Source organism: Pseudomonas sp. BN607 (genome assembly GCF_029871175.1).
Classification (GTDB): domain Bacteria; phylum Pseudomonadota; class Gammaproteobacteria; order Pseudomonadales; family Pseudomonadaceae; genus Aquipseudomonas.
In genome coordinates, this window is record NZ_SSOE01000030.1 from 20078 (window position 1) to 43967 (window position 23890).

Annotated in this window: 17 protein-coding genes; 11 read left to right on the forward strand and 6 right to left on the reverse strand. The window is 55.9% G+C overall.

Annotation, left to right across the window (positions count from 1 at the left end):
• Positions 1 to 415 precede the first annotated feature (415 nt).
• From E8E68_RS07750 to E8E68_RS07760, 3 genes are all read left to right on the forward strand, one after another.
• Positions 416 to 1174, forward strand: a complete 759-nt coding sequence (locus E8E68_RS07750) for an SDR family oxidoreductase (protein ID WP_280340495.1) — start codon at positions 416 to 418, stop codon at positions 1172 to 1174.
• A gap of 152 nt (positions 1175 to 1326) precedes the next feature.
• Complete coding sequence (locus E8E68_RS07755) at positions 1327 to 2670, forward strand: aminomethyl transferase family protein (protein WP_280340496.1); 1344 nt, start codon at positions 1327 to 1329, stop codon at positions 2668 to 2670.
• Positions 2671 to 2813: 143 nt separating this feature from the next.
• Positions 2814 to 3713 carry a dioxygenase gene (locus E8E68_RS07760; protein ID WP_280340497.1) on the forward strand — a complete coding sequence of 300 codons (900 nt, stop codon included), beginning with the start codon at positions 2814 to 2816 and terminating at the stop codon, positions 3711 to 3713.
• 622 nt (positions 3714 to 4335) lie between these two features.
• On the opposite strand, the gene E8E68_RS07765 is transcribed toward E8E68_RS07760, so the two are convergent.
• From E8E68_RS07765 to E8E68_RS07790, 6 genes are all read right to left on the reverse strand, one after another.
• The gene (locus E8E68_RS07765; RefSeq protein ID WP_280340498.1) at positions 4336 to 5094 is read right to left on the reverse strand and encodes an SDR family NAD(P)-dependent oxidoreductase; all 759 of its coding nucleotides are present in this window, start codon (positions 5092 to 5094) and stop codon (positions 4336 to 4338) included.
• Positions 5095 to 5104: 10 nt separating this feature from the next.
• The gene (locus tag E8E68_RS07770; RefSeq protein ID WP_179052447.1) at positions 5105 to 7507 is read right to left on the reverse strand and encodes an MMPL family transporter; all 2403 of its coding nucleotides are present in this window, start codon (positions 7505 to 7507) and stop codon (positions 5105 to 5107) included.
• A 5-nt stretch (positions 7508 to 7512) separates the two neighbouring features.
• A complete protein-coding gene (locus tag E8E68_RS07775; RefSeq protein ID WP_179052446.1) occupies positions 7513 to 8580 on the reverse strand; it encodes a YCF48-related protein in 1068 nt (355 codons plus the stop codon).
• 121 nt (positions 8581 to 8701) lie between these two features.
• Positions 8702 to 10330, reverse strand: coding sequence for a DUF1302 family protein (locus E8E68_RS07780; RefSeq protein ID WP_280340499.1), 1629 nt, complete (start codon positions 10328 to 10330; stop codon positions 8702 to 8704).
• Between the two features lie 120 nt (positions 10331 to 10450).
• Entirely contained in the window at positions 10451 to 11803 is a 1353-nt protein-coding gene (locus E8E68_RS07785) for a DUF1329 domain-containing protein (protein ID WP_179052445.1), read from the reverse strand.
• A gap of 53 nt (positions 11804 to 11856) precedes the next feature.
• Positions 11857 to 13017, reverse strand: coding sequence for a serine hydrolase domain-containing protein (locus tag E8E68_RS07790; protein WP_159266379.1), 1161 nt, complete (start codon positions 13015 to 13017; stop codon positions 11857 to 11859).
• Between the two features lie 444 nt (positions 13018 to 13461).
• Between E8E68_RS07790 and E8E68_RS07795 the strand changes: the two genes are divergently transcribed.
• The 8 genes from E8E68_RS07795 (at position 13462) to E8E68_RS07830 (ending at position 23854) form a co-directional block, all read left to right on the forward strand.
• The gene (locus E8E68_RS07795; RefSeq protein WP_280340501.1) at positions 13462 to 16215 is read left to right on the forward strand and encodes a LuxR C-terminal-related transcriptional regulator; all 2754 of its coding nucleotides are present in this window, start codon (positions 13462 to 13464) and stop codon (positions 16213 to 16215) included.
• Between the two features lie 141 nt (positions 16216 to 16356).
• Entirely contained in the window at positions 16357 to 17541 is a 1185-nt protein-coding gene (locus E8E68_RS07800; protein ID WP_179052443.1) for a cytochrome P450, read from the forward strand.
• 181 nt (positions 17542 to 17722) lie between these two features.
• The gene (locus E8E68_RS07805; RefSeq protein WP_280340503.1) at positions 17723 to 18688 is read left to right on the forward strand and encodes a PDR/VanB family oxidoreductase; all 966 of its coding nucleotides are present in this window, start codon (positions 17723 to 17725) and stop codon (positions 18686 to 18688) included.
• A gap of 45 nt (positions 18689 to 18733) precedes the next feature.
• Positions 18734 to 19987 carry an NAD(P)/FAD-dependent oxidoreductase gene (locus tag E8E68_RS07810; protein WP_280340504.1) on the forward strand — a complete coding sequence of 418 codons (1254 nt, stop codon included), beginning with the start codon at positions 18734 to 18736 and terminating at the stop codon, positions 19985 to 19987.
• A 28-nt stretch (positions 19988 to 20015) separates the two neighbouring features.
• Positions 20016 to 20870, forward strand: coding sequence for an SDR family NAD(P)-dependent oxidoreductase (locus E8E68_RS07815; RefSeq protein ID WP_159266384.1), 855 nt, complete (start codon positions 20016 to 20018; stop codon positions 20868 to 20870).
• A gap of 10 nt (positions 20871 to 20880) precedes the next feature.
• Entirely contained in the window at positions 20881 to 21975 is a 1095-nt protein-coding gene (locus E8E68_RS07820; RefSeq protein WP_280311588.1) for an aromatic ring-hydroxylating dioxygenase subunit alpha, read from the forward strand.
• Positions 21976 to 22057: 82 nt separating this feature from the next.
• Positions 22058 to 22885 carry a CmcJ/NvfI family oxidoreductase gene (locus tag E8E68_RS07825; protein ID WP_159266386.1) on the forward strand — a complete coding sequence of 276 codons (828 nt, stop codon included), beginning with the start codon at positions 22058 to 22060 and terminating at the stop codon, positions 22883 to 22885.
• A gap of 21 nt (positions 22886 to 22906) precedes the next feature.
• The gene (locus E8E68_RS07830) at positions 22907 to 23854 is read left to right on the forward strand and encodes an NAD-dependent epimerase/dehydratase family protein (RefSeq protein WP_280311589.1); all 948 of its coding nucleotides are present in this window, start codon (positions 22907 to 22909) and stop codon (positions 23852 to 23854) included.
• Positions 23855 to 23890: the final 36 nt, after the last annotated feature.

Consider the following 23890-nt stretch of genomic DNA (forward strand, 5'->3'; position numbering starts at 1 on the left):
ACATGACAATTGCGTCAACAGGTACTGAGTGCTCCGTTGGTAAATCTTCCTTGCCGTTGTGCCCGCCTGGCCGTCGAGCCAGGTTCAACGGTCAGATTAAGAGCATCATCAATATCCTCATTTTGATGCTGTGCCATATGGCGGCCAATGCCAGTAATGACCGACTGCATTTCCCCGCCTCACCCAGCCAGCGCGATTCTGGGTTAACCGCCCCATTGATCCACATCTACGTGATACCACAGCCAGATTTGCCTTCCGTGTCGGCACATCTTTAACCGTGCATGAAACCGTCGAGCCACAGCAGGATGACGCACGCTCATGAAACATTCTGCCGACCAGTGAGTGACCGGAAGCAAATGTTCGTTAGCGTATTAGCTGAATCAAATTAGCCATAAGCATAAACAAGGAGAGCGCAATGAACTTCAATGAAGAAACAGTACTGATTACCGGTGGTGCAAGCGGGATGGGCGCCTCACATGTTCGTGCCTTCCACGCTTTGGGGGCGAATGTCGTCATCGCTGACATCGCGAGCGGAGTTGGACAAGAATTATCCGCGGAACTGGGTGATCGCGCCCTGTATGTTCATTTGGATGTTGCCGACGAGGGTTCTTGGCGCACTGCTGTCGCCGCGACCAATGTGACGTTTGGCGCTACCTCAGTACTGATCAACAATGCAGGGATCATTGGCATTGAAGCACTTGATGCTGATGACAGCGGGCTCTTTCGCAAGATGCTGGACATCAACCTCACCGGTTCTTATCTAGGCATCGCTGCGGTCATCGGTGATATGAGAAAACGGGGCGGTGGAGCTATTGTCAATATCGCCTCGACCGCAGCAGTACGCGGTTACCCCTTGGCAAGCGCGTACTGCGCTAGCAAATGGGGAGTACTCGGCTTAACCAAGGCGGCCGCGCTAGAACTCGCGCATGACAACATCCGTGTCAACGCCGTTTTGCCCGGCCCGGTGCAAACACCGATGACTGCACCACATGACTTGTCAGCGGTCCTTTCAGTTCAGCCGATTGCACGTGCGGCACAACCGGAAGAAATCAGCCGCATGGTGACCTTCCTGGCCCATCGTGATTCAGGCTACATCACTGGGGCGGAATTCTTGGTGGATGGTGGGAGCACCGTGGGAGCGCTTCCTAAAAACTGGCGCGAGTTGCACAAATAACGTCAATCCAGCTTCGGCTCGCGGTTTCGCTTCCATTGGCGTGGCCGCGCGCGCTGCAAGACTCAAAGAATAGCTTATTTAAGTTACGCCTAAACTGGATGATTTACGTCGAGCATTAGCCAAACAAAAATTATAAAAGCTGAGGAAAAACCATGAGCAAAGCGGCTCCACAACCACTTTACCATGTTGCGCAAGTACCCGACGATCCTCGCGCCACTTCTTACACCCGTTTCTTCTTCGAACTCGAACCTACCGAGTACACCCACTGGATCGACGAATGCGAGTCTTGGAAGAAAACATGCTTCATCGGTGATTGGTCTCCCCTGATGAAGATGAAAGTTACTGGGCCTGAGGCGCTTTCTTTCTTTTCCTCCATCGCCGTCAATAGCTTTGCGCAGTTCGATATCGGCCAAGCCAAACATGCCGTATTATGCAATGCTTCCGGTAAGGTGATGGGCGATGGCGTGCTGATGTACCTTGCCGAAGACAGCGTGATGTACACCAGTGGGCCAGGCGTTGCCTGGGCGATGTATCAGTTCATGCAAGGAAATTTCAACGCCAAGGCTGAAATAGTGACTGAAGAGCATTTTGTCTTTCAGGTACAAGGGCCCAATTCGCTGCTGTTGCTGGAAGAACTCACCGGTGAAAATTTGCGCGACATCGGCTTCATGCGATTTCGTCAATCCAGTATTAATGACATGCCCTTCAGGGTGCTGCGCCAAGGTATGGCCGGCGAGCTTGGCTATGAACTTCACGGCGATAGCCAGCATGGTGTAGCGATTTACAACGCAATTCTGACAGCGGGCGAGCGTTACGGCATACGTCGGCTTGGTGGTAGAAGTAAGATGGTGAATCACGTGGAAGCTTGCTTCCCTACGCCGACCGTGGATTACCTCCCAGCCATGTTCGGCGACGATCAACGTGACTTCCTCAACGTAATTCTGCAGAGCATGCCCTACTTCATGGACTGGCTAGCTTTCGCGGGCAGCGCCAAGAACACGGATTTGACCACCTACGCTCGGACCCCCTTCGAGCTCGGCTGGGGGAAAAACGTCAAGTACGACCACGAGTTCATCGGCCGCACTGCGCTTGAGCGGGAAGCGGAAGACCCAGTCCGGACAATGGTTACCTTGGTCTGGAACGCAGATGATGTCTCCGACGTTTCCGCCTCACTTCTCAGCAAGGCTGCAGAGCCTTACATATACATGGAAATGCCCCGTAACTTATTAGGCTTGACCTGGATGGACAAGGTGCTGAAGGACGGCCAAGAAATCGGCGTTTCAAGCTCGCGCTGCTACAGCTATACGTTCCGCGAAATGCTGTCGTTGTGCGTAATCGACAGAGCCTACATGGCTTCTGGAACGGAAGTCACTGTTGTCTGGGGCCACCCTGGCACTCGACAAAAACACATCCGTGCCCGCGTTGCTCCAAGCCCTTATAAGAAGGACAACCGTCGAGTCGACGTCACAAGCCTGCCTTCGAATCACGTCGCTTGAACTGACTAACATCGAGGCCGAAGCGTCCCCCGGCCTCGATGTCTCGGCACGCCCAAATTGTCATCGTCCGAGGCCAAATGGGCCTCGATAATGACGCGCGAGCCTTTCCAAGTCCCACAAAAAACATCAAGGACCATAACTATATGACCGCTACGTCCGACAACGAACGGCTAGTTGAGCTCACCAATGCAGTTATCGCACAGATGTCTGGCACACCTTCCACACGTTTGCGCGAAGTGATGGAGTGCGCAGTTCGACATCTGCATGCATTCGCCATTGAGACTGGGTTGACCCCTGAAGAATGGCTGGCCGGTGTCGCATTCCTGACCGCCACGGGGCAAATGAGCAGTGTTCATCGCCAAGAATTCATCCTCCTCTCGGATGCCCTCGGCCTCAGCGCTGTCGTTAACTTGCTCCAGGACGGCATGGGGCTGCTCCAGGCCACTGAGAGCAGCTTGCTCGGACCATTCTATCGAGGGCAAGCTCCCCTCTATCAGAACGGTCAGTCAATGGCGGTCCGCTGTACAGGTCCACAATTGCAACTGAAAGGTCAAGTTTTGGACTGCGGCGGCAACCCAATTCCTGAGGCAACTGTGCAGATCTGGCAGACCGATTCGGAAGGGGTTTATGACATCCAGCGTGGCTTGGAAATGGACGTGCGGGGTGTGTACACTACCGACGAGAATGGCCGTTATCACGCATTAACCGTCATGCCCAAGAGTTATCCGCTGCCCGATGACGGTCCAGTTCGACGTATGCTGAATGCACAAGGCCGTCATGGTTATCGACCTGCTCATATTCACTTTTTGATCAGCGCGCCTGGCCACAAAGAACTCGTGACGGCCCTCTACATTGCAGGCGATCGCTTCGTCAAAGACGATACGGTATTCGGCGTGACCTCGGAACAGCTGATCGTCACGCCGACCCTGAGCGCCGAGCCCCCTAGTCCAGAGGTCTCAACCATATCCTATGACTTCCATTTGGCTGCAGGCGAGGATACCGGCGGTCGTGTGGGTGCAGACGTCAGCTCATTGAACTACTGATTCGCCTATCGCGCACGAGCATCAGGGCAAGGCATGGAACGCAGAGTGGCCATGCCTTGAACAGTTTCTGAGAGCCGTTTGCCTTCAAAGGCAAATCAGATTCGGGTCTCGCAGGTAAGCCGATTATCGCACCAACGCGTAGCCCAGAGATCCATCAAGGCCAAAGCCGGATATCTCTGGGTAACTGGCAGAATCTGGGCTCTACCTGACACGCTGCCATCCGATTATTTGGAAGAGTCACCTGCCAGCTAGGTAGCGCAGCCGCTACCAATGAAGCCGAGCCGATCAGTGTGCAAATCATCCACATTTTTATTGTTTTCATGTAGGAGTCTCCGCTATGGAACGTAGATTAAGCATCCCGAAGCTCCCGTAGAACACCTATCTTTCGATCAGGACAGATGAGGCCATGCCCCCAGTGGTACGCGCAGATCGCTGTTGAATGAGGCGGCCTGACCGGCGTGACACACAGCATGCCGGCTGACTGCCGAGCTGTTTATCTCCTGGACTTCTTCTGCAGTTTTAAGGGGGCCTGCGGCGTGGACCCTCTGGTCAGCGTGAAACTGGGCCGCTCGACGCAGCATTACCAGCGTCAAGGGCCCCACAGGGCTACGATCATCAAGCTCTAGGTTAGAGCCATGCCACCATCGACGTTCAAAATGGTGCCTACCACATAGCTCGCCTCCGCAGACGCCAGAAATAGTACACAGGATGCAACTTCTTCAACCTTGCCAATACGACCGATTGGAGCCCGTGCATCGAAGAAGCTACGGCCTTTTTCGGCTTCAAGCGCGGGAGCCAGCATTGGTGTTTCGATGAAGCCTGGAGCAACGGCATTCACGCGGATACCATAACCGATCAGATCTAACGCGGTGGCCTTGGTCAACCCCGCCACCCCATGCTTGCTCGCCACATACCCCGCCATGCCAGCTGCCGCCAGATGGCTGGTGACTGACGCCGTATTGATAATTGCCGTGCCGGCACTTTTTCGCAGGGCCGGCACTTGTGCTTGCATGCAATGGAAGACGCCATTCAGGTTAACATCCATCACCCGCCGCCATTGCTCGAGTGATTGCTGCTCGAAGGGCGCGATTGGTGATGGCACGCCGGCGTTGTTGCAAGCGATGTGCAGACCATTGAATCGCTGCACCACCGCCTCAACCATCCTCTGGCAGTCGCCGTAGTCTGTGACATCGACCACTACCGAGGCTGCATCGCCACCCTCTTCCCGTATGAGCTCTTCTGCCGCATGCAGTTTGATGCCGTCACGATCTGCAAGCATGACCTTGGCGCCTTCCGCCGCAAAAGCCCTTGCAGTGGCAAGGCCTATGCCACCTGCGGCCCCCGTCACCAGAACTACCTTGTCCTCAAAACGTCGCTTCATGAGCAGACTCCTACGCGTTTTCTAGCACTTTCACGGGGGCCGTGACCGGCTGCGGAGTAGCTGGCTTCAACATGAAACAAGCTATGCTGGGGAGCAGTACCAACGCGCCGAACATATTGACGAGGAACATGAACGCAAGCAGCAAACCCATATCGGCCTGGAACTTGATCGGCGAGAACATCCAGGTTGCCACGCCAGCTGCCAAGGTCATCCCCGTCAGTAACACAACCCGCCCCACGAACATCAAGGACCGAGAATAGGCTTGTTCGAGCGATGCACCAGTTCGCAGCCACACCAACATGATGCTCAAGATATACAGGGCATAATCAATCCCGATACCGACCCCCAGCGCGGTGACCGGTAAAGTCGCAACTTTCAGACCTACGCCGACCAAGACCATCAAGGCCTCAGCCAGCAGGCTGGTCAGCGCCAGCGGCAAGATGGCCACCAGCACGGCCCGCCAAGAGCGGAAAGTAATCAGACTAAGAATGATCACTGCCAAGTAAACGCCCAGCAGCATCAGGTAGTTGTTGTGCTTGACCACCTGATTGGTCGCCGCTTCGATACCTGCGTTGCCTGCCGCCAGCAGGAACTTCACATCCTGCGTATCAGCACGCGCGGCAAATGCTTCGACCGCTTGAACGGTCTGTTCCAGCGTACTGGCCTTATGGTCACGCAGGTAGACGTACAGGGTGAGCATGTTGCAGTCGCCATTGAACAACCCCCTCGATGCCTGCGTCATGATGGTGTTGAGCACGGTTTGATTAGGAACCAGCTCTGCCCACTTGAGGCTACCCTCATTGAAGGCGGCCCCCATCTGCCTTGCGAGGTCAGCAAAGGACAGTGTCGCGTCAGTCCCCGGTAAGCGTTGCAAGATCGACTGCAGTTCGCGGACCTTGACCAGGGTTGCATAGTCGGCGCATTGCTCGGCCGGAGTGGTGACCATGATCGCCAGCACATCACTGCTGGTGGCGTAATGCCCATTCACGAACGCATTATCGACGTTGTAGCGCGAGTCGGCGCGTAACTCGGGCGCTCCCGCGTCCAGATCACCTACTTGCAACCGGGTTGCCAAGATTGCGCCGCCGACGGTCAGTACCAGTGCAGCGCAAATGGCAGCGAACGCATATGGCCGACGGGTAAACAAGACCAGAATATTCCAGCCACCTGCTCCACCTGCAAGGGCCTTGTTTTCACTGGCTAACGCTCGGCGCGCAGCGTTCTCGCTAACGCCGGTGTAAGTCAGGAGAATCGGCAACAGAATCAGGTTGGTGAAAATCAGGATTGCCACGCCCAAGCTCGCTGTCAGCGCGAGTTCACGGATGGCTTGAATGTTGACCATGAACAGCACCGCAAAGCCTACGGCATCACAGACCAATGCGGTGAAACCCGCCAAGAAAAGGCGGCGGAAGGTATTGCGGGCCGCATCGATGCGCGATAGGCCACGGCCAACATCTTGCATGACCCCGTTCATTTTCTGAGCGCCATGACTCATACCAATGGCGAAAATGAGGAACGGTACCAGGATCGAGTATGGGTCCAGCCTCAGGCCAAGCATCGGCAACATTCCCAGCAGCCACAGCACGGCCACCAGCGAACAAAGGACAACCAGGACAGTACTGCGCAGACAGCGGGTGAACCAGTAGACCATGGCTGTTGCGATGGCGACAGCAATTGCGAAGAATGCCAGGATCTGCCAGAGACCGTCGATAAGATCACCCATCACTTTGGCAAAGCCAACGATGTGGATACTTACTTTGTCATTCTGATATTTGGCCCTGATAGCCTCCAATTGCTGCGAAAGCTTGCCGTAGTCAAGCGCTTGACCGGCTTGGGCATCGTAATCGAGCAGTGGCACGACGATTGCGCTCGATTGCATGTCTGCGGCAACCAAACGGCCGACTTCGCCGGAGCGCAGGATGTTGAGCCTTAACGCCTCTAGGTACTGGGGAGTGCCGTCGTAAGCATCAGGCATTACAGGACCGCCATCAATGCCCTCTTCGGTAACGGCCAGCCAGCGAGTACTCCGAGTCCACAGTGATTGCATGTATGGGCGCTCGACCCCTGGAACTGCGAATACCGCGTCATTGATTTCACGCAAAGTCTTCAGGTAGTCAGGATCGAAAATGTCGCCAGCGCGGTTAGCCACAATGATCCGCAGGGTGTTACCCAACCCTTTTAGGTCTCGTTCATGGGCCAGGTAGTTCTGCACATAAGGATGATCATTGGGAATGACGGCCTTGTAGCTTGCATTGAGGTCCAAATGGCGAGTCTGATAACTGAAAAAGGCCGTCAGCGCCAAACAAAAGAGGACGATCCACACCCGGTTCTCGAATAACAACCGTTCCAGGAACGATCCGTCCTCCGCCCGGAATGTCGACACGGAAGAAGTGCATTGCACGTTGATGTTCATGGCCATTACGCTCCAAACCTTACCGATTCAACCCCATGAGGCCCGACCAAAATCAAGGTCTGGGGTTGCGTCTGAATCAATGCTGCAACTGGCTGACCTGCTTGGGCCAAGGCTGAGAAACCACCCTCGGGCCGCCACGCCACAACCTGGCCATTCTCCGCAGCCAGCACGATGGTACCGTCCGACAATAATGTGGCAGCCTGAATAGAGGCCTTCAGCGGACTATCCACCTGCTTCCAGGTGGCACCGGCATCGAGCGACTTGACGACGTTACCGCGCAGCCCAAAAGCCAGTAACGGCTGCCCTAACTGGCCGATGCATCCAAACAAAGTGCCCGGGTAGGGTTGAGCAATACGCTCATACGCGCCCCCTGCGGTGCCCCGCAGCAACAGCCCTTGTTCACCGACTAGCAGCTGGACATCGCCGACCTGCGCAGCAGCGTAGTAATGCAGCCCCTCGGGGTTGTCGGCTATCTGTGTTGCCGCAGACCAGTGTTTACCTCCGTCGTTGGTCTGCAACGCAAGACCGTAAGCGCCAATCACTAATGCCTGATCGGGCGAAGATACATGCAGAGCTAAAAAGGGTTTGTCCGGGCCATCCTCAACCAAGCGCGTAGCCTGATCTACAGCAGCAGCCTGTACCTCGTCGTTGACACCAGTCATGCTCTTGGCCTGCGCGAGAATCAGTTCGGCAACCTGCACGCCGTCGAGCTGTTTCTGCCAAGTTTGGCCGCCATCTTCAGTGCGAAGCACCACCCCCAAATGTCCTACGGCCCAGCCAATACGCTCATTGGCAAACGCCACATCGGTCAATAGCACACTCACCGGTACCGCCTCGGCTTGCCGCCAAGACGCTCCGTTGTCGTCCGAGAGGATGATCCGTCCGGCCTCACCGACCGCAACCAACCGATTACCAGCTTTCGCAATGCTCAGCAAATAGGCCTTCTCTGGTCGATCAACGCGCTGGGCGTGCTCATTCAGCACCGTGGGAGTTGAGTTTGCGAGCGCAAGCGTTGATAGATTCAAGATAAATAATACTACGACGGCGAGGCCTGAAAATCGTATGGCACGCATGGTGAAATCCTTTAAACGAATTAAAGATACGTTGACGAAGGTACGACATTCATTTCGTCATCGATCGGCTGTCCGTGTGATATGAGTCGGGAAAGCCGCTGTTCAGGACCTTCCCGCCGCCTCAGAACGAACGACTGAGTGTCGCCATCACAAAATCTCGGCCGACATAGTAGTTGTCGTCATGATTACCAAAGAATTTGGTGTAATTGATGCTGGCCTGCCAGTGCTGCTCATAAGTCGCTGCTAACCCGACGGTCAGATCGCCGCCTTGATCCTCGGCGTAGTTACCGAACGCCCCTGACGTCGGCGATTTACCTTTGAACATATAACCGATGCCGATTGGCACGGACAAATCGAGGCTCGGTGAAACTTGGTAGTAGTCAAGCGTGATGACCCCACGCGCTCCGTAAGCAAAACTATTCAGCGATGTGTCACGCTGCTCGCCATGCTGAGTGACCTTGGCTAACTTGTGCCCGGCCAGCTCGCCGGCATAGCTGATGTTGTCCCACAGCGCTCCGGCGCCACCGACATAGATAGCAGAGACCTGAGCGTTGACCGTGTCACCCAGAACATCCGGCTCCAGCACACTGGCGAGCGAACGTAGTGGGATATTGTGACGATAGGAAATTTCACCACCTAGGTTGAGGTTACCGAAGGATGTATTAGCACTGAGGCCGTACAGATCGATGCCTTCCTTATACTCCAGGTGATAAGTGCCGACACTTCCGGTCACTGGATCAAAACCGCCTGAAAGTTGGGTCATGACCCGCGGTTCTTTATAGTTGTAACGAATGGCATAAGCCCCAAGATCGAGGTTGTAGGCAGATGGCCGCCAACGTAGCGAAACACCATACTGTGGAGCATTCGCCTCGTCATCATTCCCGCGATAAAGGTAAGTACCTGGTCCAACGATTATCCGCTCACCACCTTCATCCAGCAGGTCGGCACTGCTGAGAAAGGTGCCAACCGGGGGAAGTCGCGATTTTTCCCACTTAAACTGGTAGAACGCCTCGGCCGTCCACTCGTCGTTGAGCAGCACGCTTGTGGAGATCTGGTTGACCGGCAAGAAGACTTCCTGTGCCTTGATGTTAGGCACACTCATCGCTTTGTAGACGTCCACCGGTGCCATAGCAGATGCAATACCGTTGTCGGTGAAGAACATGCTTTCACCCCACAGCAGCGTGTGCCGCCCCAGCCGCACGCTGACTGGGTAATCCATGACCTCGTACTGTGCACCGACGAAGGCGTTCATCAGTTCAAAGTTGCGGCCGGCCCACTTTCGGGTATCAGACGTATAATGATCATGCGCAACACTGAACGAGTTAGCGGTCGCGGGAGAGTCGTTCTGGTTGGACGAATTGTAAACTTGGTCGTACCAACCGGCCCCGCTAAGGTTGAGTGAGTAGTTTTGGTACTTGAAATTGAGTTCGGTCAACCAGTCCACCCGGTTCATCATCAGCGAACCACGGTCAAAATTTCGCTCAGAGTCATCGGTATTAACATTGGCCAGATTGGTATTGTTCTTATCACCAGTACGGGCACCCAAAGAATACTTCAGCGTATTGGTCCACTCTGCCTCAATTTCTGGGTGCAGGTCCAACGAGACTGCGGATGCTATTGGGGCTACACCGGCAGCAAAGACCAGGCCTAGGGCCAACGAGATATAATTCAGTGGCAGCCCGTTGACGACTGTAGGAGTTTGCACAATTCGGCTGTGAGCAATGGCAACGCAGGCTTCATTTTTTTTCATTGTTATTGCCTCAAGTAAAACATTCAGACCCGTTAAAGAGAGAATCGGAATAGCGGACCTGGACCGTTTGCAATGACGCAAACGGCACAGATCAATAACTAAGAAAAGAATTGAATCAGATCAGCGTTGCGCGCCTTGCACTAGAGCTTCCGGGCTGTAGAAGCTTCTCGGGCGAGGTTCGCGAGGGTGATATTCGCTCCCCCACTCGCCAAGTACAAAGGCTTTCTGCTGGAAGTCGATATTCTCAAACGGGAGCGGAACAATACCTGGCAAGTCGCAGGAGATACTGGAATACACGATCCCCCCGCGCCAATGCTTATTCTGGGTGTCCCACAAGTCGCTGAGAACAACGTTCCAGGTGTCTTCATCCAAATAAAGTGTGCGGGAAGCCACCGAGTTACGCACACCGCTCTTCAGCTTACCCTCTACTTGCCACACGCGGTGCAATTCCCAACGTACAAACTCCGGTTTCACGAAGTGTGCGCCGATCGCCGAGTCTGGGCCAGCTTTCAACAGCTTGTTGGTGTTGTAGGGAATGTACATCTCCTTCCGGCCAACCAACTTCCAGTCATACTGTTCAGGCGAGCCGAAGAATCCATAGGCTTCGTCGAAATTTGCCACGCCCGATACGAAGAAGTTTGGTGTATCAAACTGGACGTTGGGCAGCTTGCGCACTCGGCGCTGCCCTGGCATGTACTGCCAAGAGCCAAAGAGCTGGTTCTGGTAGTCCATAGGGAAGACACCAACGGTAGCCTCCCCAACTCGACGTGCCGGTGCTTTGATCTGCGCACGGGACAACATCCAGTGGGTACCATCAAACTTGCTTTCGCCATCCTGGACGTAATAGGGGTAGACCCTGCTGGCATCGATGCGGGCAGACAGCGAGCGCGTCCCGTTGGAGTCGATGACAAACAAATCGGAAACCGCATCGGTCGCCGAGCCTTTCCACGCGAGGAAGTGGTTCCACATTGCCTCCCCACCCGATTTCGGGATTGGGAAGGGTGTGCCGCCATACGCGCCTTTGACGGCTTTGCCGCCCTCAGTCAGAGTTGCCCTGGTGGCGTTGGCCTTGGTGTACTGATAAACCCAATCCGGCTGCACTGCAGTGCGATGGGTCGGGTAAACGTCGACTCGATAGTCCGGATTGGTCTGCAGCAACGTTTGGACGCTGAGCGACAGTTGATCTTTATATTGCGCCATATTCTGGGCGGTGATGGACAGTACAGGTTTTTCGTCCGCGAAGGGTTCCCAGGCCAGACTGCCTGCAGGGAGGTTGGCCGGGCACTGGGCCTTGTTACCGGTCCAGGCAGGAATGGAACCGGCTGCGTTGCCAGCCTTGATTGCACCTAGAGGAGTCAGAGTGGTGCCCAAGCTCTGCACGTCGTCAGCGTAGCTTACGTTGAAGAAGATTGAGTGCAGCACGCCAGCAGCCATGAGCACGCGGAATGAGGTCTTGTGTTTGTTTATGCGCATACAATTCTCCAGCTTCATGGTCATTATTTTTGTTGTAAAGCTTTCGGTAACTCTCAGATCGCTGCCGCCACCGCCATGTCAGAAAGACGCTGGAAGCGTTCGATGTTTTTGGCTTGCGGAAGAACTCCCGCACTCAGGAAGGTAAATGTCATGTTCAACACGGGATCGACCCAGAACAGACCTGTGCCGGCGCCATAGTTGCCGAAGGTCTGCTCGCTGGTGAGCGTGCCGAACTGATGGTGAACCAAGTCAGCACCGCGCACGTTGAATCCGAGGCCGATGCATGCTTTGGGTGGTGAGGTCCAGCCAGCACGCAAGGCAACCGTTCGATAGAGCTCGTTGTACAGATCACCGGTCCAGTTTTTACGGGCAATCTCTATCGTTCTCGGCGCCAAGATTCGCGTGCCATCCAACTCGCCGCCGCGGCGCAGCATCTCTGCGAATCTGGAGAGATCTGCAGTGGTCGATACGGCGCCGACATGTGCCGCTTCGTTGACTTCTTCTTCAAACAGGCTGTAGCGACCTGGCTGCGTCCGGCCCAGGCATGCGATTGGAATAACACCGCGCATCTGCGGTACCACCTTCCGCTTGCGCAAATCTGGGCGCACGCCCATCCACGTATCCGTCATTCCCAAGGGTTCAAACAGATCTTGGTGAATCAGCGTGCGCAGATCACGTCCTTGCGGGTCAGTTAGGCGAAGCAACTCGCCCAGCAGGATATGGTTGACTGCTGGTGCATAGTCGCAGCGTTCCCCTGGCGGAACGGCGCCATGAACGTTCTCGCAGATGGCTTGGAGCATTTCATCCAGCCGATCTTGATACATGTCCGGCTTTGGTACCCAAACGCCCGGCATGCCGGTGGTATGGGTGAGCAAATGCTTCACCGTGACCCCATCTCGTGGGGCGCCGCGGAATTCCGGTATGAGGTCGGCAACCTTGGTGGTCAGCGCGAGTTGTCCCCGTTCGATTGCCGCCAGGGTCAAGACATTAACGAACGCCTTTGTTAACGAGAAAATGCTGAAGACAGAGTTGGTGGACAGCGCTTTTTGACGAGTCTCATCCTCCCAGCCGATTGCGTCCTCCAGGCCGGCTTCACCATTACGAGTCACTCGAATCACGGCGCCAAAATACACACCGTTGCTGACGTCTTCCTCAATGGCGCGTTTGATCTGTGCCAGACGCTCTGGAACGAGCCCTACCGCCTGTTTGGTCATGTTGTACTCCTCTTCAACGTAGATAACGTGGCCGTCACCGACGTACCGCCACTACCACAGGAAGTAATAAACATTCGCAATTGCGCACGTTTGACTTCGCTGCAAGTCCTTTCTGGCTAGTAGGAATACCGGGCAACCCATCCGCCATCACCTATCTGATGGACAGTGGTCTGGCGGACAAGGCGAGTATCCGAAGATGGCGATACGAACCTGTCTTTGGATAGGCAGGAGGGGCGGGAGAATAAGATATGGTGCAAAGAAGAGCCCTTCAGCGCTCTGTGGCACGGGCACCTGTTCGTAGCGCAACCTAAGCCGAGCAGTGGTCGTTGCATTGCCCAATTACCGCAGGCTTAATTAGCAGGCATCGCCTGCGCAACACCGAACCGTGACGCAAGAGCTGACATGCAATAAGAGGTTACCTACCGCCCTATAGGAGGTGATGCAATGCATCATAAAACAACAGCATCCATTGCTGAACAAGAATCATTTAATGCCTGGTTACCTGGTGCTCTGTTTGTTGATCAACCTGCTGTCCTAATTAAAGACACCCTGCCCCGCGAGCCACTTCATCAGCAGCTGCAGAGCAACTCCTCCCGCATCGTGCTCCTTCACACGCCTGCTGGATATGGCCGGACTACGCTACTGACGCAGCATTACTGGCATGTAAAAGCGCAAGGCCTCCCGGCTATTTGGGTGGGGTGCAATAACCTTGAGCGAGCTGTTCATCAGCTCAATGCGCTTTACGAACATTTTCAAGCGGTTGACACCCATGCTCAGTGGCATTCAGCTCAGCACAGCTCGAACAGCTCTGCCTGCGCCCAGATATTGATAGACGACGCCCACAAGCTGCAGCCAGGCGATCAGGCCCGACTGTTGTCACGACTGTTGGATGCGGCGCCATCGGCGGTGCAGTTCATCATATCCAGTCGGGGAAGCTCGCCGATCAATCTGGCTCAGTACCGGTTGCGTGGCGAGCTCATGGAAATGGGCAGTAAGCAGCTAGCCTTCACCGCTGCAGAAAAGGCCGCGTTCTTGCAGCGATATGCTGTCGATACGGATGGTGAAGACATCAACGAGCTGTTTAGGTTGACCGAAGGCTGGCCAGGGGGAATGAACCTGGCGATGCAGTATTGGCAATCCATGGATGAGCCCAAGCCCCCTGCTCCCTGGGAGGACGCAAGCTGGTATGAGGATTTCTTCAGAGAAGAAGTCTTCGATTCGCAAACACCGGCGATTCAAGAACTACTGTTGAGCTGTTCGGTGCTCGAACAGATCGACTTTGCTGCCTGCGATGCGCTACGCAAGACTGAAGGCAGCGCCGCCCTACTCCGCTTCTGCGCAGCGAATGATCTGTTCCTCAGCCAGGACATTCGGCACCCCAATAGTTATCGATTGCATCCACTCTTTCGCCGGTTTCTGTCTCAGCAGTTACTCGAATCTTCGCAGCACACGCTGAAGAATCTGCACCTAAGCGCCAGTAAGCACTTCCTGCACCATAACCAGTTGTTCAAGGCCTACAATCACGCCCTGCAATCGAATGATGCGGAGCATGCCGCCAAAATCGTCGATGACAATATCGTGGTGTTTTTTGAAACCAGCGACGATCAAGCTTGGCGCCTTGTCGAGCGTTTGCCCCGTCAAGTGCTCAATCGCTATCCACGAATCTTGCTGGGTCAGGCCTGGTCCATGCTGCACCTGTGGAAATTCGAGACGGCCAAAGAGCTGCTGCGAATCGCCCGCGAGTACCTCGGCACTGAGGAAGCGCGGCACCGTTACGGTGAAAACGGCTTGCGCATACTGCGCCAAGAGTTGCTGCACCGTGAAGCCATGTTGTCGATGATGGTTGACGACACCCACCTTCTGGAAACCCAAGCGCTGGACCTGATCGACAAGTACAGCGAGGCCCACCCCATCATGCGCGGTAGCGTTTACAACGCTTTGCTCTACGCGCACCGGGAACGCTTCAAACTGGATGAAATTGAACACCTGGGCCATCTGGCCGAAGAGCAATTGAAGCGCGGCGGCAGCAAGCTCTCCATCGTCGTGCATGCAGCGCTGATTGGTCCGGCACGCTTTATGGCTGGACAAACGCAACAAGTAATCACCGACTTACGTAATGCGCTCAAAGCCGCGGAAGGCATCACCGGCGTTGGCTCACCCTACGCCACCATCCTTGCCCTCCCGTTGGCAGAAGTGCACTACGAACGGAACGAGCTTAGCGAGGCGCGCGAATTGCTGGCCACGTACTTGCCCTTGGTAGAGTACGAAGGCTTCATCGACCAGACGATCTCCGGTTGGCTGACAGCGGTCAAGCTTGCCTGTCATGACGATAATTTTGCCGAGGCATTCGCCCTCCTGGACAAAGCTGATCAAGCCGCCAGACAGCACGGTTTTGAACGCCTGCGTTATTGCGCACTGGCCGAACGGATGCGACTTTTGTTGGCCTTGGGCGACCAAAAGGAAGTGCTCCGGCTTGGCCGCATGAATGGGTTGATCGGCCAGCTCGAACATGTGCGTCCAGCCTCAAGGGTTACTACTCGCGATGAAGCACGGGCGTTCTGTTGTGCACGTGTGGCTATCGCGCAAGGTCGGCTCGCAGATGCAATAGAGTTGTGCCGCGCTTGGCAGCGCTTTCTGCATCAAGCGGATGCCGTTCGCAACTGCCTACGCTGGGAAGTCTTGCATGCGCACTTACTCTTACTCTCGGGCAACGATAAAGGCGCGCAGCGCGGCCTGAAGAAAAGCTTCGAGACGGCCGCGCGACGGCGCTTGGTTCGCACCTTTGTGGATGAAAAAGCTTGGCTTGGCGGGTTGCTCGGCAACATGGATCACATGCATGTGACGCTCGCTACCAGTGTTCAGGTCGATGATTTCATCGAAGAGCTGGATACGCTTTGTCGCGGCGCCGAAGTGTTCAACGCGCCGGAGCGTCAAGCGCAACCGGCCTCGGCGCCCCTGCCGTTGTCGAACGAACTACCGACACTGTCTGCCGACGCCGTATCCGGCGTGCTAAACAGCCGCGAAATCGAGATTTTGCATTTAGTTCACGGCGGTCTGCGCAACAAGGAAATCGGCCGCCGATTAAACATCACGGAGGGTTGTGTCAAATGGTACATGCAACAGATCTTCGACAAGATCGGCGTTCGACGTCGTAGTCAGGCCGTCAGCCGTGCGCGACAGTTCGGAGTAATCTTTTAGTCAGCTTTGCGAAGTAGCGCGCGGTCAGCGCTACTTCGCTCCCTGCTGATCCGCTGATCAACAGATAGGTTATAGGCAGCAGAGTCGCTCTTTAAGCTCATCTCACGTGCAAGAAATCCAACAACAACGTGAGAGATAATGATGAGCGGCCTCTATCGCAATGTAATTCCCACCACCGATGCTGACCCGTGGGCCGTCGAAGAAATCCGTAATGCCAAGACCTCCGAAAGCCGTATTCGTGAGCTTGGTCCGGTGGTCTGGCTCAATCAGCACAAATGTTTCTTTGTTGGCCAACACGCCCCTGCCCAATCTGTCCTGACTCGTTGGCGCGAATTCTCCTCCACTGGACGCCCTTTCCAGGACGAACAATCCATCGTTCCGCAGATTCTTGTTACCGAAGATCCGCCTGCGCATACGCGCTCGCGCGACGCGCTCATGCAACTGCTTTCGCCCCCGGCCATCAAGTCCATGCGGGAAGAATTTACCCGCCAAGCTGAAGCCGTTGTGGATCGCTACCTGCAGCAAGGCACCATTGATGGTGTTCAGGATCTGGCCTCCAGCTACATCCTCAAGATCTTCCCCGATGCCATCGGTTTGCCGGAAGAAAACCGCGAGCGGGTACTCAAGTTCGGCGAGGCGGCTTTCAATGGTGCGGGGCCCCGCAACAAAATTCTTGCAGACTCACTGGTTCAGGCAGTGCCGGCCTTCGAATGGATCGAGCGAAACTGCAACCGGGAGGCGGTTACTCCCAACGGGCTGGCCGGCCGCATCTATGGGTTTGCCGATGAAGGAATCCTTACTGAGGCCGAGGCTAACTTGCTGGTGATGACCCTGCTTGGCGCAGGCTTTGACACCACCATGGTGACGATCGGAAACACGTTGCATGCCTTCAGCCAACATCCAGAAGAATGGAGCAAGCTGCACGCTAACCCATCGCTCGCCAAAAATGCACTGGAAGAGACGCTTCGCTATGACCCTCCAGCGCGCATGATGGGGCGACTGGTGACGCAAGATCTCGAACTGGAGGGTGCTCCCCTGCAAAAGGGCGACGTGCTGGGCGTCTTCCTTGGCGCTGCTGGGCGTGACCCGCGCCGCTGGGAAAATGCCGATCAATACGACCTCACCCGCAAAGGTCCGCACCTCGGTTTTGGCGTTGGCGTACACAGCTGTGCCGGCCAGGCTCTTGCGCGCCTGGAGTTCGAGTGCTTGTTCAGCGTCCTAGCAGAACGCGTCAAGAAAGTGGAGCTCATAGACACTCCCGAAAGGTTGATCAACAACAACATTCTGGGCTGGATCCGTGTGCCATTGAAGCTGCACGCAGCCTGACGTCAACGTTGAGAGATGCAGGGACGGTCCGCGGCACTCGTGCCCGGAATGCGCTAGCGCGCTCTATCCAGGCTATCAACTTCCTCTCTACAGATAGGGTTCATCCCATCTCAAGAACGCATTGAATGACGTCGGGGCACAACAATAACGTACCCGGGCCTCGCTAGATCGGAGCATCCCCATGAGTTCAGCACTCACCTTGGCAGTTAAAGTTCAAAGCAAGCGGCGCGAAGCGCTCGACATTTGCAGCTTTGAATTGATCGATCCTGATGGCAAGCCACTGCCGTCTTTCAGTGCCGGTGCGCACATTGACGTTCAAGTACGTCCAGGCCTGATTCGCCAGTACTCTTTGTGCAACCCTCCGCACGAAAATCAGCGTTACCTGATTGGTGTCCTCAAGGATCCGCAATCGCGAGGTGGTTCGGAGGGTATGCACGAGAGCATTCACGAGGGTGATCTGCTCACCATCAGCCCGCCCAAGAATCATTTCCCTCTGGTCAATGCGCAGAAAACCCTGCTCATGGCTGGCGGTATCGGTATCACCCCCATGTTGTGTATGGCGGAGCGCCTGCAGCAACTGGGTAGTGACTTTGCCCTGCACTATTGCGCACGCGGGCTCGACCGGATGGCCTTCCACGAGCGCATCATGCATTCGCCGTTTAGCCATCGAACCTCTTTCCACCTCGATGACGGCCAGCCCGAGCAGAAGCTCGATATGCGCGCGCTGATTGCCGACACCGACCCCCAGACCCATGTTTACGTGTGCGGGCCGAAAGGTTTTATCGATTACGTGCTGGGCACCTGCAAGGCAGCTAACTGGCCGGCGGAGCAGTTGCACGTCGAATACTTCGCAGGGGTCGTAAGCGACCACTCTGCCGACGATCCCTTCGAAGTCGAGATTGCCAGCACCGGCGCGGTTTACACCATTCCAGCAGAGCGCAGCGTGGTCGAGGTCCTGGAAGATCATGGCATCGAAATCATGTATTCGTGCAGCCAAGGCGTGTGCGGCACCTGTATCACGCGAGTCCTGGACGGTATCCCCGATCACCGAGACCTTTACTTGGATGAAGTGGCACAAGCGGCCAATGATCAATTTACCCCTTGCTGTTCCAGGGCCAAATCCAAACGCCTGGTTTTGGACTTGTAGTCTCGACCGTCGCTGGATGCTGCCGCAACACTTACGAGGTGTGGGATGACAACAAAAAAACATGTATTGGTTATTGGTGCGGGGCCAACCGGCCTGCTCACGGCCTACGGCCTGGCCAAGCAAGGTGTGCACGTAACCGTGATCGAGGAGCGTGCAATGCTCGACGACTCACCGCGCGCCATGGTCTATCTGCCATCTAGCTTGAAAGCGTTGGACGATCTCGGGCTGCTTGAAGAAGCTGAGAAAGTTGGCGCGCGTGGGCACGCCTTCACCATGCGCTTTGCCAGCGGTTACATCGGTGAGCTCGACCACCGTGTACTGCAGGTGCATACCCCCTATTACTACACACTGCATTTCGGCCAGCACGTGCTCGCCAAGCTGATTCTCGAGCAACTCCTGAAGCTGCCCAATGTCAGCGTCCTTTGGGGTACCCGTTTCAACCGGGTCGTGGACAATACTCAGCGAGTAGCCGTAGAGGTTTCTACCGAGGCTGGGGAGCAACGCCTGGAGGCCGACTGGGTGGTCGCAGCCGATGGCGCACGCAGTGCAGTACGCAAATCAATGGGCATTGAGTTTGAAGGGTTTACCTGGCCCGACACTTTCATGGCCACCAATGTGTACTTCGATTTCGCGGCCCACGGCTATTGCGAAAATACGATGATTGCTGACCCGGTCAACTGGGCGGTGATCTCCAAAATCAGTAATGACAACCTCTGGCGAGTTGCCTACGGCGAGCGTACTGATTGGACCGAAGAAGAGCGCCAGGCAAACGTGGCGAAGCGCTACGAACATTTCCTGCCTGAGGGTGCTAGCTACACGCTTGATCGGGCCAGCTCCTACCGAGTCCACCAGCGTTGCGCGTCGACCTACCGAGCGGGCCGGGTTTTGCTGGCGGGCGATGCGGCCCACGCCACCAGCCCGATCGGTGGACTTGGGTTCACCGCAGGCATTCAGGACGCCGTCACCCTCATCGAAGCCTTGGGGCTGGTGCTGAAGGGCCACGACGAAGACGTACTTGATTACTACGCCGCCGAACGGAGAAGGATCTTCCTGGACATCGTCAATCCACTGGCCATCGAACATAAACGCCGAGTTCAAGAAGCTGACCCCGAAAGGCGAGCACAGGACGAGGAAGGCTTCCGCAAGATGGCCTCCGACCCGAACTACGTGCGCAACGCGTTGATGAACCTCTTCGCCCTAGTCAGCACCCCCTACAGCGCTGATTGGCGCGATCGTTTGGGTGAGCAAGACACGCGTGAACCACATGCCATGCCGCTGTTTACCGCCACCGACGATTGAAATGCGCACCGACCTCAAGGAGCAAGCAATGAGCCGTATCGAAACAATGCAGGGTAAGGTAGCCGTCATCACCGGAGGCGCTTCAGGGATCGGCCGCGGGATTGCTGAACGCATGATTGCCCAAGGTGCACAGGTGATCATTGCCGACATCGACGATGATCGCCTGCAGGCCACTGCACGAGAGATCGGAGCGACTGGCATCCGTACAGATGTGACTAGTAGTGCAAGTGTGCAAGCACTTGCCGACGAAGTCATTAGCCTGCATGGCAAAGTGGACATCTTGTGCAACAACGCCGGTATCGGTCCGATGGCGGCCATCTCGGACCTCACCCTGAATGACTGGAAATGGATGCTCGACGTCAATCTTTGGGGCGTCATCCATGGTATCCACGCGTTCCTGCCCCTGCTCAAGGCGAACACTGATGGCGGGCACATCGTCAACACGTCATCCATGTCCGGCATGGCCGTCACCCCTACCCTGGGCGCCTATGCCGTCGCCAAATTCGGCGTGGTCGCGCTGTCAGAAGTATTGGCACAAGAACTGGAAATCGAGAACTCCAAGGTAGGCGTCAGTGTGCTGTGTCCCGGCCCGGTGCGGACCAACATCGGCAACAGCAGTCGCAATCGACCGAAAGATCTTGGCGAGGGGCACCTGGCCGACGTGGACCTTGAATCGACGGAGCATTTCCGTGACGTCCAGATCCCTTGGGTAAGTCCGGCCTACACCGGTGATCTGGTGATCGACGCGATCAAGCGCGGTGACCTCTACGTGCTGACCCATCCCGAACTGTTCGACTTCATTTATGCGCGCCATCAACAGATCGCCGAATCTGTCGAACAAGCCTTGGCCCGCCAGCAAAGTCTTGCCTCGGCCGCCCAATAATTCATTCAGCATGGAACAACAAAAAATGTACATAAAAAACTGCTGGTATACCGTTGCCTGGAACTATGAGCTTGAGGATGAGGGGCTGTTCAAAACTTCCGTTCTGAATGAACCCATGGTGATCTACCGGACTGCCGACGGGGGCTATGCCGCCCTGGAAGATCGCTGCTGCCACCGCGGTGCACCGCTGTCCAAAGCCCGCCGTGAGGGCGATGACCTGCGCTGCATGTACCACGGTTTGAAATTCGATCCCAGCGGACGTTGCGTGGAAATCCCTGGACAACCCAAGATACCTGCCAACACCTGTGTGCGGTCTTATCCGGTTGTCGAGAAACACAGCTGGATTTGGGTCTGGATGGGAGATCCTGCTAAAGCCGATATCGCACTGATCCCCCGCGCCATGGCGCTCGATACCCCCGGGTTCAAATCCCGCTCTGGCTTCATCGAGTACGATACGGACTATCAAGAGGTCAACGACAACCTGTTGGACTTCTCGCACTTGGCCTACGTGCATCCGACCTCCTTCGGTGCGAGTGAGGATTGGGCCTATACCCGCCCGAAAATCGAGCGCCTGGACCGCGCGCTGCGGGTATCACGCTATGTGCGCAATCAGGACCCCGCTTTCGGCGACAAGGGCACCGGTAAGCTCGACCTGTGGAGCAGTTACGACTACCAGATACCTGGCGTGATGCTGCTGCATTCACATGCCCTGCTCGCCGGCTCCGCGGACATCAACAACGATGGCCCACCTGACCTGTCGAAAACGCCGAGCCTGTTCACCCAATACAGTTGCCAGGCCGTGACACCGCTGGCAGATGGGCGCAGCCGCTACTCTTTCTCGATCCTCATGCCGGACATCTTTGACGATGAATGGGTGGATGAATTCTGGAGAGGTGCTCGCCAAGCGTTCGATGAGGACCGGGAAATCATCGAGGCGCAGTACAAGGTCAAACTCAGAACGCCAGACCGCCCGATGATCGCCACCAGCTTCGACGCCGGCCTAGGCCAGTTCCGCTGGATGATCGACAAACTGATCCGTGAAGAAAACGCCGAAGTGGCCGCTGCCGCTCGCGGGGATGTCCCACTCGTCAACTTGCCGTCCTGACCCACTGGCTATGCGACGGTCTCTCTTTGAAGGAGGGTCCGTCGAGCTACGCGTCGATGTGCTCACTGTTATGGAGTTATCAATGAACACCCCCGTTGCGACTACCTCATTGAATTCGGTGGAAACCGTTCTTAATTTCGCAGATCCCTCGCAGAAGCTCGCCTACATGGACGATGCAGTGAAGGGAAACGCCAAGATTCGCCTCATCCCGCACTCCGTGGAAATTCACAATGCGCGCCTTTCCAACACCGAGTTCTCGCTGGAAAAGAATGCCTTCACGCTAGTTAAAATGACCAGCGCTGTGCACGACTTCACTGACCTGGACGCGGTGCGCCAGATCTACTTCGAGGAAGTCGTGAGTGTCATCAAGCAACAGACCAACGCGACGCACGTCGTGGTCTTCGGCGAGCAGCTGCGCGGCGGTAGCGAGGGTGGCGTTGCCAGAGTTCGCACACCGGCAATGAACGTCCATGTGGACTACGACACTCCTACCGCGCATGCCATTGCCGAACACCTGGTACCAGAACATGACCGCCAACGCCTTCTCAACGGGCGCTGGATGATCATAAACGTATGGCGGCCGATCAAGCCGGTCCAGCGGCATCCATTGACCGTACTAGATGGATCGACCATTGATCGTCACGACCAACATCTGTGCAAGTTGCTGGCCACCCGGTCTGGCGTAAGCCCGGCGTTTGGTTTCAACATTTCCTATAACGAAAATCAGCGTTGGTATTACTACCCGGCGATGCAGCCAGACGAAATGCTCCTGTTCAAGCTGGTCGACTCGGATGCCGAAGCCGTGCAATGGGCTGGACACAGTGCGTTCGACGATCCGACCAGCGCCGTCGACGCGCCGGCTCGCGAGAGCCTGGAAGTGCGGACAATCGCGTTCATCCCCAATCCTTGACCCGCGATAAGGAAGGCCTTTGTGCTTACATTAATCACTGGCGCGGGCGGATTCGTCGGCAGCGCGCTCATTGAGCATTTGCTCTGTGACGCCGGTCCTGACGACTGCATCCTGGCATCGGACCTTAGTTTCTCTCAGCCAGCAACTGATCCACGTGTGCAGCATGTTGTGGGCGGCCTGACTGAGCGAAAGGTCCTGGAGCAGCTATTGAGTCGCCCTGCCGACAGGATCTTTCATTTGGCAACCGTCGCCGGTCGTCAATCGGTCGACAACTTCGCGCTCGGTAAAGCCACCAATCTGGATGCAACTATTGAGTTGCTGGAGGGCATTCGTCGACAAGGTCACTGCCCGCGGTTCGTCTTTGCGAGCTCAGCGGCTGTCTTTTCCAGTCCATGGCCGGCGGAGATCAACGATGCCACGTTGCCCAATCCAGGCATAAGCTACGCCACGCATAAGTTAGTCGGTGAGCACCTGATTAATGACTACAGCCGCGCAGGTTTCCTTGATGGCCTGTCCCTTCGGCTGCCGGGGATCATCGCTCGCCCTGCCGGTTCGCAAACCATGTTGTCGGCGTTTCTCAGCGATGTTTTTTATGCCGCTCGCGCTCATCAGCCCTTCACTTTGCCGATGGCCGCAGAGGCCGGGACCTGGGTGATGTCGGTGAAAACCTGCGTCGAAAACTTGGCCCATGCGGCGCGACTCACCGGTGAATTGCCAGACAGGCGCAACTGGACCTTACCCGCTTTGTATCTGCAGATGCATGCGTTGATCGATGCTTTAGCAGAATGCTATGGCGATGAGGTCCGCCAGTTGATTACCTGCCAAACGAATAGTGCAGTCGAAGCAATTTTCCGCCAGCCGCCTTTAACCGCAGACGGTGCTCGACGGCTGGGCTTCATTGGTGACGATTCTGTACAAATGCTGATCCGTAACGTTATCTCCGCTAATCCTGCTCTCACCCTCGCGTAGGTCTTGGAGAACTTGCTGCCTCATTCGTGCGTGAGT

What these genes read in the sequence shown, in the direction of transcription:
- E8E68_RS07770 (WP_179052447.1), bottom strand. Translation starts at nt 7,507, where the DNA reads ATGAACATCAACGTGCAATGCACTTCTTCCGTGTCGACATTCCGGGCG.
- E8E68_RS07795 (WP_280340501.1), top strand. Translation starts at nt 13,462, where the DNA reads ATGCATCATAAAACAACAGCATCCATTGCTGAACAAGAATCATTTAAT.
- E8E68_RS07820 (WP_280311588.1), top strand. Translation starts at nt 20,881, where the DNA reads ATGGAACAACAAAAAATGTACATAAAAAACTGCTGGTATACCGTTGCC.
- E8E68_RS07780 (WP_280340499.1), bottom strand. Translation starts at nt 10,330, where the DNA reads ATGAAAAAAAATGAAGCCTGCGTTGCCATTGCTCACAGCCGAATTGTG.
- E8E68_RS07775 (WP_179052446.1), bottom strand. Translation starts at nt 8,580, where the DNA reads ATGCGTGCCATACGATTTTCAGGCCTCGCCGTCGTAGTATTATTTATC.
- E8E68_RS07785 (WP_179052445.1), bottom strand. Translation starts at nt 11,803, where the DNA reads ATGCGCATAAACAAACACAAGACCTCATTCCGCGTGCTCATGGCTGCT.
- E8E68_RS07750 (WP_280340495.1), top strand. Translation starts at nt 416, where the DNA reads ATGAACTTCAATGAAGAAACAGTACTGATTACCGGTGGTGCAAGCGGG.
- E8E68_RS07825 (WP_159266386.1), top strand. Translation starts at nt 22,058, where the DNA reads ATGAACACCCCCGTTGCGACTACCTCATTGAATTCGGTGGAAACCGTT.
- E8E68_RS07790 (WP_159266379.1), bottom strand. Translation starts at nt 13,017, where the DNA reads ATGACCAAACAGGCGGTAGGGCTCGTTCCAGAGCGTCTGGCACAGATC.
- E8E68_RS07760 (WP_280340497.1), top strand. Translation starts at nt 2,814, where the DNA reads ATGACCGCTACGTCCGACAACGAACGGCTAGTTGAGCTCACCAATGCA.
- E8E68_RS07810 (WP_280340504.1), top strand. Translation starts at nt 18,734, where the DNA reads ATGACAACAAAAAAACATGTATTGGTTATTGGTGCGGGGCCAACCGGC.
- E8E68_RS07815 (WP_159266384.1), top strand. Translation starts at nt 20,016, where the DNA reads ATGAGCCGTATCGAAACAATGCAGGGTAAGGTAGCCGTCATCACCGGA.
- E8E68_RS07755 (WP_280340496.1), top strand. Translation starts at nt 1,327, where the DNA reads ATGAGCAAAGCGGCTCCACAACCACTTTACCATGTTGCGCAAGTACCC.
- E8E68_RS07800 (WP_179052443.1), top strand. Translation starts at nt 16,357, where the DNA reads ATGAGCGGCCTCTATCGCAATGTAATTCCCACCACCGATGCTGACCCG.
- E8E68_RS07805 (WP_280340503.1), top strand. Translation starts at nt 17,723, where the DNA reads ATGAGTTCAGCACTCACCTTGGCAGTTAAAGTTCAAAGCAAGCGGCGC.
- E8E68_RS07765 (WP_280340498.1), bottom strand. Translation starts at nt 5,094, where the DNA reads ATGAAGCGACGTTTTGAGGACAAGGTAGTTCTGGTGACGGGGGCCGCA.